Below are 12,755 nucleotides of genomic sequence, written 5' to 3'. Positions count from 1 at the left end.
CCAAGCAGGGTACTGGTGCAGAAAATCGATCAACTTTGCAAGATCCAAGCTACGCTCCTTTGCAAGCTAACGTAATGTATCCGGCAAAAACCTGCGGGAGAAACTGGATTGTGCAGGATTCTGGTGATCTTGCCCCCGCATACCCGGACACGGTCTATGCGCTAGGTGACGCGCACCTGGTTCGGGCGACGTGCTGTTGATGTGCGTCCGGCGGCGACCTTGATCAGCCCATATTCCCGTGCGGTCGATAGCAGGCTTACTCGCTGCTCGTATTACTCAAGTGTCGACGACCGCTCCAACCATTGGCTCGTTGTCGTATCTCTCACGCCGATCACATGATGGATGTACATCTTGGCATTCTGCAGGCCACCACGTCCGTCCAGTCGGTGCAGAAGGTAGCTAACGGTGATCACTCCACCGCTAGACCAAAGCCGGCGCAACTCGTTTAGATCGGCGTCAGCGATTTAGTCATAGCCAGATAAGTTGCCACGTTGCGTCGCGATTGAGTGGCCAAGAACCCGCTCAATCGAATTTCGAGTGACCTCGTCTATCTCGAATGCCATTTGCACCTCTGTGTGTGTCGCCGTCTTGGTTTTGTTCGGCCTAAGGAACGTCTGCTATCAGTCGATGTTCAGCAGACCGGGAACGACTGGTTCTGGCCGTACTCTGCCACAGAGTTAACTCTATCAAATCAATTAAATTCATACGACTTCCTATAAAGGACGTATCGGATTGGTTCAGTCCTCGTAGACCCGTCACGTGCTGATAGCGGTAGAGGACCGAGCTCTGGATGCGTGTGATGTCCATTTTGGAAGGCAGGTGTGAATGACAGGTTTTGGCCGACAGTACCCATTCGATCCGCCCGATCGGAGGACAGCAACCAGTCTAAAGCGGACATCGGTCACAGCAGCTTGAAAGCTGTCTGCGGCTGGTCAGGCCATCAAAGCAGGCGATTCCTTCGCATTGAAGTCCGCGTTATCGAAACGGAACCCGCACTTCGACCGGCCCTATGTGCAACGCGCTCGCTCCTCTAACGAGTTCCTGCCCTGGTCAGCAAGCACTTTGGCTACAGCACCTTCTTCATGTACGCCACGTAGAACCCCTGGATGTAGTCATCGATGCGCCCAAACTCTTCATAGCCCTGCTTGAGATAGAACTCACGCGCCTGCCATTCGAAGGTGTTCAACGTCGCATTGCGTGCACCCAGCTCGCGGGCTTTCTGTTCCGCCGTCGCGAGCAGCCTTCGACCCAGGCCTTGGTGCCGAGCCGCATCGTCCACGAACAGCAGCTCCACGTTCAGCCATTGCAGTAACACGAATCCGCGCAACCCACCCACGAGCCCGCCCGTGTCGTCCTTTGCGCTGACCCAGACCGGCTGTACCTGCCCGTACTGGCCGACAAACTGATAGTTGAACTGCCGCATGCGGCGACCCAACTCGCCCGAGTGCACTTCTTCAGCGGTTGGGGTGTAGATCTCGAAGTTGCTCATCATCCAAAAGCCGGCTTCCAGCCGGCAGCGGTAGTCAAAGCCAGCGAGACGCGGCGTCACCTGCATCCATCTCGACCGGCGCACGCGACGCGATGAGCGTCGCAGCAAGATAGGCCCCGGCAACAGCGACCAAGGGCCGGGCCACTTCCTCGCCTCCTGCCACCAGATGCCAGGGAAGATTGAACAGCGCGACAGTCCCCAGACCGGTGAGCAATCCGAGCTGCGAGCCCTGCCGATACAGCGTCAAGGTTCTGCCAAGGCAGGGCATCGCGAATCGGGGCTCTCCGCGCAAGCGTCGCAGCAAGGACATGGCCGTCTCCTCGTCTTCGGGTTTCTTTGCGCGCATCGTGCCATAGAGCCGAGTGCCCGTTCCGGACCGCCCCGCCGTCAGCACCGGGCCAGGGCCCGATCTCAGCGCGTCGACGCGCGACGCCGGTCCGAAGGGAACGCGCTGGCCCGAAAGCGCCACGCCACCCATGCTCCCGCGCATGCCAACATCGCCATGAGCCAGGGAAACACCGCGCTGCCCACGGTGCCGAGCAGCACGCCTCCCAACAGTCCGCTGGCCGCGAAAGACAGGTTGAAGACCGTGACCAGCATCGACTGCGCGATGTCGGACGCGTCTCCCGCCGCATCGGCCAGCGCGGTCTGCAGCAACGTGGGCGCGCCGCTGAAGCTCAATCCCCACAAGCACACGCCGATGAACACGAGCGCGAAGGATGAACCGGCCTCTCCCAGCGCCACGCCGACCGCCGCGAAGGTGCCGAGCGATCCCAGGAGCAACGCGCGCAGATGACGGTCGACGAGCCAACCCACGCCCCAGAGGCCGATGGCCGTGGCCAGCCCGAAGCTCAGCAACAGGGTATCGAGCCGGTCGAGCAGGCCGCGCTGCGCGAGGAATGGCGCGATGTACGTGTAGAGCAGGTAGTGCGCGAAGATCCAGAGCATGACGATCAGCAGCACCGGCCCGACACCGGGCGTGGCCAGCACCCGGCGATAGTCCGCCCGCTCGCCGCCGTCACGGCCCGGCAGGTCCGGAACGCTCGCGCGCACCCAGGCCACCAGCACCAGCCCGATCGCGGACATGCCGCCGAACATCCAGCGCCAGCCGATCTGACGACCGAGCCACGCGGCCAGCGGCACGCCGAACGACAAGGCCAGCGGGATGCCGACCATGACGATCGCCAACGCGCGACCTTGCAGATGGCTCGGCACCAGGCGCCGGGCACAGGTCGCCAGTTCGCTCCAGGCCAGGCCGGTCGCGAGGCCGACGACGAGGCGCGCAGCCAGCGAGAGCGCGAGGTGGGTGGAGAGCGCGGTCACGGCATTGCAGGCACAGAACCCGGCCAGCGCGAGCAACAGCACCTTGCGGCGCGACCACGCACGGGTGGCCGCCGTGAGCGGAATGGCGGCCAATCCGGCGCCGAGCGCGCACAGCGTGACGAACTGTCCGGCCCAGGCCTCGGACACCCCCAGGCCCCGCGCGATCTGCGGCAGCAGGCCCGCGGGCACCGCCTCGTTCGCCGTGGCCATGAAGCTGGTCAGGGTCAGCGCGAGCAGCGCGGCCCAGGGCAGCCGCGTGGCCGCATCCGGCTCGGAAGAAAGGTCGCTGGGGCGCACTGCGGCGCCGATGGCTCGTGTCATGTCGGATGCTTCCTGTGTGTGCGGGGTCCTGGCCAGCCAGGACGGAAGCCGGCAGTGTGTGACTGCGCTCCAACTTTGAGAATTGGGCGGAAAATTGAATGAACTTCAAATCCAAGTGAAAGATGGCAACCGATCGATGGGGCGACATGCGCCTGTTCGCGGAGACGGCCTCGACGGGCAGCCTCTCCGCCGCCGGGCGCAAGCTGGGCTTGTCGCCCGCGGCGGCGAGCGCCCGGCTGAAGAAGCTGGAGACGGCCTTGCGCGCCAAGCTGCTCGACCGCACGACCCGGCACCTGCGGCTGACCGAGGAAGGCCGGCTCTATCTGGCGCACTGCGAGGTCGCGCTGCAGAGCATCCATGAGGTGGAAGCCCTGCTGCGCGAGGGGCAGGGCATGGTGCAGGGCAAGGTCAGGATCTCGGCCTCCACCGACTTCGGGCGGCAGGTGCTCGATCGGTGGCTGGACATGTTCGCGAGCCTTCACCCCGGCGTACGGGTGGCATTGACCTTGACCGACTCGGTGTCGAACCTCCACCAGGACAACGTCGACCTCGCGATCCGTTTTGGGCAGCCCGAGAGCAGCGCCCTGGTCGCACGGCGGCTGGCACCCAATTGCCGGGTGCTCTGCGCCTCGCCCGACTACCTGGAACGCCACGGCACGCCACGCACGCCCGAGGCGCTCGCGGGCCATCGCTTCATCGTGCTGGTGACCGCGGCCGGACCGCTCAACGAATTCCACTTCGCGCGAGGCGGCGAGACCTGGCAGCACACGGTGCCGATGGCCGATGCATGGGAAACGAACGATGGGGGACTCGTGCGCGCCTGGACGCTGGCGGGACGAGGCATCGCGCGCAAGACGATCTGGGATGCGGCCGAGGATGTTCGGTGCGGCCGGCTTCGGATCCTGCTACCGGACTACGTGGCGAAGGAACCGGGTGTGTACGCGATACGGCATGCCACGCAGTACATGGTTCCGCGCGTGCGGGCGCTGCTGGACTTCCTGGCGGAGCAATTCGCGCAGGAAGCCGAGCGGATGCGGGATATCTGGCCCGGCGAACGCTAGGCCTGCAGCGGCTGCGGCCACTGCAAGGCGCCCGCTCGCGCGGGCACCTTCATGGGCTTTCTCAGCCCTTCATGGCCTTGATGTCGGCCTTGGCCTTGTCGTGATCGGCCTTGGCCTGGTTCACGCAAGCGCTCTTGGCATCGCCCGACTGATCGTCGCACTTTTCCTTGGCGACTTCGTAGGCGGCCGTGGCCTTCTCTTCCGCGACCTTCTTGGCGTGGCCGGCGGTCGGCTTGTATTGCTGTTCGAGTTCGGCCTTGGCCACGTTCTCCGTGCCCTTGGCCTGCTTCTCGCAGACGTCCTTGGCGTTGTCCTTCATCGTGTCGCACTGGGCCTTGGCGACCTTGTAGTCGGCCTCGATCTTTTCCTTGGCGACCTTGTACTGGTCCTTGGTCATGCCGTCGGCCGCGTTGGCTGCGCCCATGGCGAAGCAGCTCGATGCGATGGCGAGAACGAGAAGATGTTTTTTCATGAGAAGGCCCCTGTTTGGTTGAGTGTCTTTGTCACCGAGCCGCCCTGTGCGGCTGCAGTGAATGCACTCTAGGAAAACAGGGGGGACGAGCAGGTAGGACGACGGCGCTCGGGGGGCTAGGCAGAGGCCACGGCTGCGCGCAAGCGCAGAGAGGGCGCGCTCAGTTCTGCACCGTGACCCACACGGCCCGCGGGTCGCATTGCCGCGCGCATGCGAACACGTAGACCTCGTTGCCCAGAAACAGCACATAGCCTCGGGCCGAAGAACCGTCGGGCTGTTCGGGTGCGTCGGGGAGCTTGAGAAACTGGAAGCTGTCGCTGACCTGGCACACGAATTCCATCGGCGAGCCGCAGGAACAGGTGAAGCGTTCTTCGTCCTGCACCCACTCGGGCTCGCCGCCCACCGCTATGCGGTAGTACTCGTCGTCGGGCGCATCGGCCACCACGAGTTCGGCGGTCTGCAGAACGGGGGGACTGGGCACGCGATGCATGGCCCGCGGCTTCTCGAGCGATGCGAACCAGTGGCCTTCGCCCTGGTCCCAATAGGCCGGCGGCAACGCCTCGAAGGACTCGAAGCTCGGGATCTCGTTGTGCTCGGGGCACATCAGCACCGACAGCCGGCTTCCCTCGACAAATGGCAACTCGGCCGCGCGAGGGAGCGTGAACTGGAGGAAGGGAATCATCTGCCGATCGCACTGGGTGCAACACGGCAGCCCCTGGCCCTCGGGCGCCAGATAGGCACCGCCCACGGAGTCTTGAGGAGATTCGCTGTCGAAGCGCAGATTGAAGAATTTCTTCGGCACGTTTTCTTTCCTTGGGTGGGACCGTCAGGGCTGCTGCACGATCTGGATCTCGTTGCCCGCCGGGTCGCGCAGCGTCGCGAGAATCCCGCCCCACTGCTGCCGCTCGGGAAGCCCGCTGAACGCGACGCCAAGCGACGAGAGTTCCTTGTACTTCGCGTCGATGTCCGTCACGTTGAAGGACAGCCCCGTGAAGCGCCCCACGAGCACTTGGTCTTCCGTCGGCGCGTCCGCGTCGACACGCTCGACCACCAGGCTCAGCGGCCCCGAGCCGAACACGCAATAGCCATGCTCGCGTCCGTCGGCCTTCAGCGGCAGGCCCAGCGTCTGTTCGTAGAAACGGGCGGCATCGCCGAGGTCCTGGACGAAGATTCGCGCGGTGTGAAGTTCCATGGTGCCTCCCCGGGGCTGTGTGGTTGCGGACGAACGGCATGCTAGACGCGGGCCTCGACTGCGGCAAGCTATCATCGCCCGCATGACCTCGCCCTTCCACGCTCCCGTCGCGTATTACGCCGCCTATCGATAGGCGGCACGCTTGGTCATGAGCTGACGATGCCGCCGCAAGGCGGCATTCGTTTTTTCGGCGGTCCTCCTTGCGGCATTCAACCCAGGAGAGCCCCGATGACAACACTTTCGACTTCATCCGCTGCACAGGCGCAGCCTCGTTCACCCGCATTGGCGGCGCTCATGCAGCGCGGCTTCGTTCATCAGTGCACGGCCCTGACGCGCCTGGACGATCTGCTGGCCGGCGCCGCGGTGCCCATCTACGCGGGCTTCGATGCCACGGCCGACAGCCTCCATGTCGGCCACCTGCTGCCGATCATGGCGTTGCGCCGCCTGCAGCAGTGCGGCCACAAGCCGATCGTGCTCATGGGCGGCGGCACCACGCGCATCGGCGATCCGAGCTTCCGGTCGGCGGCGCGGCCCATGCTGTCCGACGAACAGATCGCCTCGAACATCGCCGGCATCCGCGCCGTGTTCGAGCGCTTCCTGCGTTTCGGCGACGGCCCTTCGGACGCCGTCATGGTCAACAACGCGGACTGGCTCGACGGCCTCGGCTACATCGACGTGCTGCGAGAAGTGGGCAGCCATTTCTCGGTGAACCGAATGCTCGCCTTCGACAGCGTGAAGTCGCGCCTGGAGAAGCAGGAGAACCTGAGCTTCCTCGAGTTCAACTACATGATTCTGCAGGCCTACGACTTCCTCGAGCTGTCGCGCCGCTTCGGCTGCAGGGTCCAGCTCGGCGGCTCGGACCAATGGGGCAACATCGTGAGCGGCGTCGACCTCGTGCGGCGCGCGATCGGGCAGGAGGTCTTCGGGCTCACGGCCCCGCTGCTGACCACCGCCTCCGGCGCCAAGATGGGCAAGACCGCGGCCGGCGCGGTATGGCTCAACGCGGCGCGGCTGCGGCCCTTCGACTACTGGCAGTTCTGGCGCAACACCGAGGACGGCGACGTCGTGCGCTTTCTTCGGTTGTTCACCGATCTGCCGATGAACGAGATCGCGCGGTGGGAAACGCTCGCCGGCGCGCCACTCAACGAGGCGAAGCATGTGCTGGCCACGCTGGCGACGGCGCTGGCCCATGGACCCGCGGCAGCAAGTCTGGCGGCGGAAGAAGCGCGCGGTTCCATCGGCTCGGGCGGGATGCCCAATGATGTGCCGACGCTCTTGCTCACCGCGGCGCAACTGCGCGAGGGCGTGGCCGTGGTCGAGCTGCTCGTGAGCGCGGGCATGGCCCGTTCCAAGGGAGACGCGAGACGATTGATCCAGGGCCGCGGCGTGAAGCTCGACGGCGTGGCGGTCGAGGACGTGGAGGCGACGGTGAGCGCGAAGGATTTCGAGACGGTTGCGGGCAGGCGGCTCTCGGTGGGGAAGAAGCGTCAGATGTTCATCGGCCCGCAGCCATAGCGCTCGCTCTCGCCTTTGCAACGGTCACGGCAGTGGAACTTCGTATTCCTCCACGCGCGATGGCCCCATGAAACTGAAGCTGCTGCGAATCCGCAACCAGACACGATCGGCCTTGGCCTCGACCTTGATGAGACACCCGGAGTGGTTCTCCCGCAAGGTGAGTTGCTCTCCGATTCGGATACGGATGCCGGGTTCAAGGGGCATTTCGTCGTACGTCCCGTCATCACGCTCGACATATCTGAGCACGCCATGGAGCCCGATGATTCCTGATCCTCCCTGCGAGTCCTGGAAATACCAGAACATGTTTCGCGAGAAACGAAACTCCACGGCGCCCGATGCCTCGCGGGCGTCGACGATCGAGCATGCGGACAAGGCCTGCGACAACCTGGCGTCCTCCGTCGCGCCCTGCGCATTCAGCGCCGCGAGCAACGAACAGGCGACCCACGCGCCAAATCGCCGGAGACTGCCCGTCCGGTTCGGTACGCGGATGACGAAACGGCTTTTCGTGCTCATGGGTTGTTTGCTCAATGGAGGGAGGGTGCGTCATGGGTCGAATGCGCCCCATGGACAAAGTCCGCTCCGTGCCTGCGGAAGCTCGTCGCGAAGAGGCGATGCAGCACCGGATGTACCTCGGCAATGTGACAGTTCCCTTCCTCGCGATGGAACTGCGACGGACCTTTGCGGCCCGCACGACGATGCACGCCGCCGCGATCAGTACCTGATCCGCACCGAGGCCGCGCTCCTTTCGGCCTCCCCATGAAACACCGCCTCGATGTTGTTGCCATCGGGATCGAGCACGAACGCCGCGTAGTAGCCCGGGTGGTAGGAGCGCTCGCCCGGCGCGCCGTTGTCGCGTCCACCCTGCGCCAATGCAGAGCGATAGAAGGCATTGACCATGGCGCGGTCCCGCGCCTGGAACGCGATGTGCTGGCGCCCGGTCAGTTCGCCGCGCACCTCCTCGCTGTCGGAGGTCGAGACGAACAGTTCATCGGCCAGAAGTTGCGCTCGTCGGAGCCGCCCATGGGGATCTCCAGGGCCTCGAAGACGGCAGCGTAGAAGGCCTTGCTGGCCGCAAGATCCCGGACGACCAGGCCGATGTGGTCGATGAGGCGGCCGCGATGCAACTCTGGTGTCATGGAAGCGTTCCTGGCGATGGCGGCTGGAACGCCGGAATCTACTTGCAATCGCGTCGCCGATCGACTGTCACGGTATCAACAACACCGACCCCACCGTCCTCCCCTGCTCCACGTCCGCATGCGCCAGCGCCGCATCGGCCAGCGCATAGGTCCGGCTCACCTCGACCTTCAGCGCGCCGCTGCGCACCAGGTCGAACAGCTCGCCGCAGGCCTGGGCCCGGGTTTCGGGCGTGATGGCGTGGAAGCCGAAGCCCGGCCGGTGCAGCGCGAGGCAGCCCTTCTGCGCGAGCAGCATCAGGTCGAAGGGCGGCACGGGGCCCGAGGCGTTGCCGTAGTTCACGACGGCGCCGAAAGGCCGCATGCAGTCGAAGGAAGGAATGAAGGTGTCCTTGCCGACGCCATCGAACACGGCCGCCAGTCCTTGCGGCGCGAGCTGCTTCGTGGCGGCCACGAAGTCCTCCTGGCGGTAGAGGATGGTGTGGTCGCAGCCGTGCGCGCGCGCGAACTCGGCCTTGGCCTGCGAACCGACGGTGCCGATCACGGTGGCGCCCAGGTGATGGCTCCATTGCGCGAGCAGGCTGCCCACGCCACTCGCGGCGGCATGCACGAGGATGGTGTCGCCGGGCTGCGGCCGGTGGCAGCGGTGGATGACCACCGAGGCGGTCAGTCCCTTGAGCAGCATGGCGGCGGCCTGGCGGTCGTCGATGTCGTCGGGCAGGCGCACCAGGCAGTCGGCCGGCAGGTTGCGCGCCTCGGCGTAGGCGCCGGTGTCCTGGAAGAACAGGCCGCCGGTGCCGGCATAGGCCACGCGGTCGCCCGCGCGCCATTCGCTGACCTCGGCGCCCACCGCCTCCACCACGCCGGCGGCCTCGTTGCCGAGGATGACGGGGAAGCGCGGACCGCGGCCGAGGTAGAAGCCGCCGTTGCGAACGTTGATGTCGGAGAAGTTGAGGCCGATGGCGGTGTGGCGCACGCGCACCTGGCGCGGCGCGGGCGACGGAAGTTCGAGGTCAAGGGCTTCGAGGACCTCGGGCCCGCCGTGGCGATGGATGGCGATGGATTGCATGCCGCCGAGTGTGCGCACGCGGCGCCCGTCGCGCCCGTCCCCTCCGAGGGGACTGACACCAGGGCGAGCGCGCCCGACAGTGGCGCCATGACCAAGGCCACCTTCATCTGCGCCGACGGCGCCCGCCGCGACGTCGACGTTCCCGTCGGCACCAACCTCATGCGCGCCGCCTGCGACCACGGCATCGACGAGATCGTCGGCGACTGCGGCGGCTCGCTCAGTTGCGCCACCTGCCATGTCTTCGTGGAAGACGGCCCCGCGGACGCACTGCCCGCCATGGCCTCGACCGAGGACCAGATGCTCGACTACACGGCCGCGCCGCGCCAGGCCACGAGCCGGCTCTCGTGCCAGCTCGTGATGAGCGCGGCGCTCGACGGCCTGGTGCTGCGCATCGCCAACCCGCAGGTCTGACGCCATGACCGCGAACTGGCTGCAACTGGAAGACAAGGTCTGCGTGGTCACCGGCGCGGCCGGCGGCATCGGCATCGAGATCGCGCGCGAGCTCGCGTCGGTGGGCGCCAGGGTGGCGCTGCTCGACCGCGACGAGGCGGGTGCGGCGCGCGCCGCGGCCGACATCGCGGAAAGCGGCGCGCGCGCGATCGCGCTGGGCTGCGACATCACCGACAAGGCCGACGTGGAACGCGCCGCTGCCGCGGTCGAGCGCGAGCTCGGGCGCTGCGACGTGCTGGTGAACAACGCGGCCACGATCTACGCCGCGGCGCTGATGGACATCGACATCGAGCGCTGGCACCGGCTGATGGCGGTGAACCTCGACGGCTTCCTGCTGTGCGCGCAGGCCTTCGGCCGCCAGATGATCGCCGCGGGCGGCGGCAGCATGGTGCACGTGGCCTCGATCTCGGGGCGCGTGCCGCAGCCCTACAGCGGCCCCTACAGCATCAGCAAGGCGGGCGTGAAGATGCTGTCGCAACTGCTGGCGGTGGAGCTCGGCGAGCATCGCATCCGCAGCAACGTGGTGAGCCCGGCGATGGTGCGCACGCCGCTCACCGAGGGCATCTACACCCAGCCCGAGGTGCTCGCGAAGCGCGAGGCCATCGTGCCGGCCGGACGCATCAGCGGACCGAAGGACATCGCCGAGGTGGTGGCCTTCCTGGCCAGCCCGCGCTCGGATTACGTGAACGGGCAGGACCTGCTGGTCGACGGCGGACTCAGCACCGCCTGGCTGTCGCTGATTCCCCGCCCCGGTTTCGAGAAGCAGGACGCGCAGGCGCGATGACCGGCGTGCGGCCCGGTGGCCTGGCGGCGTTGGCCACGGTGCATTGCTGCAGCAGCGCGATGATGCGCGTCTGCGACCCGATGCTGCCCGCGCTGGCGCAGAGCTTCGGCGTCACCACCGGCCGCGCGGCGCTCACGGTGTCGGTCTACGCGGTGGCCTATGGGCTGCTGCAGCTGCTGTTCGGCCCGCTTGGCGACCGCTTCGGCAAGCGCCGCACCATCGGCTTCGCGGCGCTGGGCTGTGTGGCCGGCAACCTGCTCGCGCTGGTGGCGATGAGCCTCGAGATGCTGGTGGTGGCGCGCTTTCTCGCCGGCGCCGCGGCGGCCGGCATCATCGCGCTGGTGCTGGCCTGGGTCGGCGACACCGTGCCCTACGCCGAGCGGCAGCCGGTGCTGGCGCGTTTCCTGATGCTGTCGCTGGGCGGGATGATCGCCGGGCAGTGGGTGTCGGGCGTGCTCACCGAATGGCTGGGCTGGCGCGCGGTGTTCGCGCTGCTGGCCGTGGTGTTCTGCGTCGGCGGGCTCGCGATCAGCCTGAACCGCGAGGTGCGCGCCGAGCCGGTGCGCGCGCCCTCCGGCCATGGCCATGGGCATCTGCGCGACATCCTGCGCGTGCTGGCCGAGCCCTGGGCGCGCTGGATGCTGCTGGTGGTGATGGCCGAGGGCGCCTTCGCCTTCTCGGGCCTGGCCTTCCTGCCGGCCTTCCTGGTGCGCGAATACGGCCTCGGGCTCTCGAGCGCGGCGGGCGTGGTGGCGCTCTATGGCGTGGGCGGCTTCTTCTATGCCTTCGCGGCGCGCCGGCTGCTGGCGGTGTTCGGCGAAGGCGGGCTGGTGCTGGGCGGCGGCATCGCGCTGGGCCTGGGCTGGCTGGTGCTCGCGCTCGGCCAGCACTGGGCGCTGGCGCTGCCGGCCTGCCTGGTGGCGGGCCTGGGTTTCTACGCGCTGCACGGCACCTTGCAGACTCATGCCACGCAGATGGTGCCCGCGCTGCGCGGCACCGCGGTGAGCCTGTTCGCCTCCACCATGTTCCTCGGCATCGCGCTCGGCGTGGCCGTGGCCTCGGCGGCGGTGGACCGCATCGGCACGCGGCCGGTGTTCCTGGCCTGCGCGGCGGCGCTGCTGGCGATCGGCGCGGGCTTCGCGCTGAGCCTGCGGCAGCGGGCGGCGGCGAATCCGCGCCCGGCCGGCTGAGCGCTCACGCGCTGTCCCGGCGCACCTCGCCGTTCTTGCGCACTGTGCGCTTGCGTGCCGCCGGCATCACCTCGAGGACCCGGTCCTTCAGGCGCAGGCCGCCGAGGGATTCACCGGGGACGATGTCGGCGTCAAGATCCATGGGCGGACAGCACCATGCGTTTCCCACCGTCGCGCCCGATCTCCTCGCGCACGCGCAGCCAGCCCACGCGCCAGTCCTCGAAGTCGATCTCAATTCCGCGCGCATCCTCGAACACGTAGTCGCGCCACAGCAGTCGCGCCGCGCCGCCCTCCAGGCGCACGAGGTAGGCCTCCTCGCCATCGAAGAGTTCGGATGCCTCGGGCAGCGCGGAATAGGGGCGCGAATCGGTGCCGGCGACGGCGAATGCGAGGCGCACTTCTCCACGGTGCCAGGCGGCGAGATCGGCGAACAGGTCTTCGGCTGGCGCTTGCGCCATGCCGGGCAGCAAGGCCTGCCGCGCCGTTCTCTCGAGCATGTCGTCGATCGCGGCCTGGACCAGCCCGACGACCGACCAGACATCGGGGTCGCCGATCTCGCCGGTTCCGGTGTCGAGGCGGACCTGGCAGAAGCGATGCGTGCCGTCGGACGAGGCGCGCACATCGACATGCCAGGCCAAGGGGGTGGTGTTTTTTTCGGTCATCACCCGCAGGGTACTTCCATGTGCGTCGTTCCCGTTGGCGAGCACCGCCACGTACCGTCTTTCGCGTTCGCCGCGTCCCTATGCAGAATGCGTT

At 66.9% G+C, this 12,755-nt stretch carries 16 protein-coding genes and 1 pseudogene; 6 read left to right on the top strand and 11 right to left on the bottom strand.

Annotated elements, in window-relative coordinates; translation table 11 throughout:
* Positions 1 to 1,066: 1,066 nt before the first annotated feature.
* The 3 genes from KV106_RS16170 to KV106_RS16160 form a co-directional block, all read right to left on the bottom strand.
* Positions 1,067 to 1,489, bottom strand: coding sequence for a GNAT family N-acetyltransferase (locus KV106_RS16170; RefSeq protein ID WP_261211252.1), 423 nt, complete (start codon positions 1,487 to 1,489; stop codon positions 1,067 to 1,069).
* 34 nt (positions 1,490 to 1,523) lie between these two features.
* Complete coding sequence (locus KV106_RS16165; protein WP_261211073.1) at positions 1,524 to 1,799, bottom strand: hypothetical protein; 276 nt, start codon at positions 1,797 to 1,799, stop codon at positions 1,524 to 1,526.
* 101 nt (positions 1,800 to 1,900) lie between these two features.
* Positions 1,901 to 3,133, bottom strand: a complete 1,233-nt coding sequence (locus KV106_RS16160; RefSeq protein ID WP_261211072.1) for an MFS transporter — start codon at positions 3,131 to 3,133, stop codon at positions 1,901 to 1,903.
* A gap of 122 nt (positions 3,134 to 3,255) precedes the next feature.
* Between KV106_RS16160 and KV106_RS16155 the strand changes: the two genes are divergently transcribed.
* Positions 3,256 to 4,194, top strand: a complete 939-nt coding sequence (locus KV106_RS16155) for a LysR family transcriptional regulator (RefSeq protein ID WP_261211071.1) — start codon at positions 3,256 to 3,258, stop codon at positions 4,192 to 4,194.
* A gap of 61 nt (positions 4,195 to 4,255) precedes the next feature.
* Here the strand turns inward: KV106_RS16155 and KV106_RS16150 are convergent, their stop codons facing one another.
* From KV106_RS16150 to KV106_RS16140, 3 genes are all read right to left on the bottom strand, one after another.
* Positions 4,256 to 4,666, bottom strand: coding sequence for a hypothetical protein (locus tag KV106_RS16150; protein ID WP_261211070.1), 411 nt, complete (start codon positions 4,664 to 4,666; stop codon positions 4,256 to 4,258).
* Positions 4,667 to 4,826: 160 nt separating this feature from the next.
* Entirely contained in the window at positions 4,827 to 5,468 is a 642-nt protein-coding gene (locus tag KV106_RS16145) for a hypothetical protein (RefSeq protein ID WP_261211069.1), read from the bottom strand.
* A 24-nt stretch (positions 5,469 to 5,492) separates the two neighbouring features.
* Positions 5,493 to 5,858: a VOC family protein gene (locus KV106_RS16140; RefSeq protein WP_261211068.1), complete on the bottom strand. Its 366-nt coding sequence runs from the start codon at positions 5,856 to 5,858 to the stop codon at positions 5,493 to 5,495.
* Positions 5,859 to 6,086: 228 nt separating this feature from the next.
* Between KV106_RS16140 and tyrS the strand changes: the two genes are divergently transcribed.
* On the top strand, positions 6,087 to 7,373 hold the full coding sequence (gene tyrS / locus KV106_RS16135) for a tyrosine--tRNA ligase (RefSeq protein ID WP_261211067.1): 1,287 nt from the start codon (positions 6,087 to 6,089) through the stop codon (positions 7,371 to 7,373).
* A 24-nt stretch (positions 7,374 to 7,397) separates the two neighbouring features.
* On the opposite strand, the gene KV106_RS16130 is transcribed toward tyrS, so the two are convergent.
* Positions 7,398 to 7,886 carry a hypothetical protein gene (locus KV106_RS16130; RefSeq protein WP_261211066.1) on the bottom strand — a complete coding sequence of 163 codons (489 nt, stop codon included), beginning with the start codon at positions 7,884 to 7,886 and terminating at the stop codon, positions 7,398 to 7,400.
* Positions 7,887 to 7,936: 50 nt separating this feature from the next.
* Between KV106_RS16130 and KV106_RS16125 the strand changes: the two genes are divergently transcribed.
* Positions 7,937 to 8,095: a hypothetical protein gene (locus KV106_RS16125; protein WP_208509598.1), complete on the top strand. Its 159-nt coding sequence runs from the start codon at positions 7,937 to 7,939 to the stop codon at positions 8,093 to 8,095.
* Here KV106_RS16125 and KV106_RS16120 read toward each other — a convergent pair.
* Together KV106_RS16120 and KV106_RS16115 are read right to left on the bottom strand one after the other, a co-directional pair.
* Positions 8,085 to 8,509: pseudogene (locus KV106_RS16120) on the bottom strand (VOC family protein). The gene KV106_RS16125 and the pseudogene KV106_RS16120 sit on opposite strands and share 11 nt — an antisense overlap.
* Before the next feature lie 67 nt (positions 8,510 to 8,576).
* Entirely contained in the window at positions 8,577 to 9,575 is a 999-nt protein-coding gene (locus KV106_RS16115; RefSeq protein ID WP_261211065.1) for a quinone oxidoreductase family protein, read from the bottom strand.
* An 87-nt stretch (positions 9,576 to 9,662) separates the two neighbouring features.
* On the opposite strand from KV106_RS16115, the gene KV106_RS16110 reads away from it, so the two are divergent.
* The 3 genes from KV106_RS16110 to KV106_RS16100 are packed head-to-tail and all read left to right on the top strand — an operon-like array spanning position 9,663 to position 11,999.
* Positions 9,663 to 9,986 carry a 2Fe-2S iron-sulfur cluster-binding protein gene (locus KV106_RS16110; RefSeq protein ID WP_057594183.1) on the top strand — a complete coding sequence of 108 codons (324 nt, stop codon included), beginning with the start codon at positions 9,663 to 9,665 and terminating at the stop codon, positions 9,984 to 9,986.
* A 4-nt stretch (positions 9,987 to 9,990) separates the two neighbouring features.
* Entirely contained in the window at positions 9,991 to 10,809 is an 819-nt protein-coding gene (locus KV106_RS16105; protein ID WP_261211064.1) for an SDR family NAD(P)-dependent oxidoreductase, read from the top strand.
* Entirely contained in the window at positions 10,806 to 11,999 is a 1,194-nt protein-coding gene (locus tag KV106_RS16100) for an MFS transporter (protein WP_261211063.1), read from the top strand. Before KV106_RS16105 ends, KV106_RS16100 begins: the two co-directional genes overlap by 4 nt.
* A gap of 4 nt (positions 12,000 to 12,003) precedes the next feature.
* On the opposite strand, the gene KV106_RS16095 is transcribed toward KV106_RS16100, so the two are convergent.
* Entirely contained in the window at positions 12,004 to 12,141 is a 138-nt protein-coding gene (locus tag KV106_RS16095; protein WP_261211062.1) for a hypothetical protein, read from the bottom strand.
* Entirely contained in the window at positions 12,131 to 12,712 is a 582-nt protein-coding gene (locus KV106_RS16090; RefSeq protein ID WP_261211061.1) for a hypothetical protein, read from the bottom strand. Before KV106_RS16090 ends, KV106_RS16095 begins: the two co-directional genes overlap by 11 nt.
* Positions 12,713 to 12,755: the final 43 nt, after the last annotated feature.

The organism is Variovorax endophyticus, assembly GCF_025376855.1.
Taxonomy (GTDB): Bacteria; Pseudomonadota; Gammaproteobacteria; order Burkholderiales; family Burkholderiaceae_C; genus Variovorax.
This window is presented reverse-complemented; position numbering and strand designations above follow the sequence as displayed.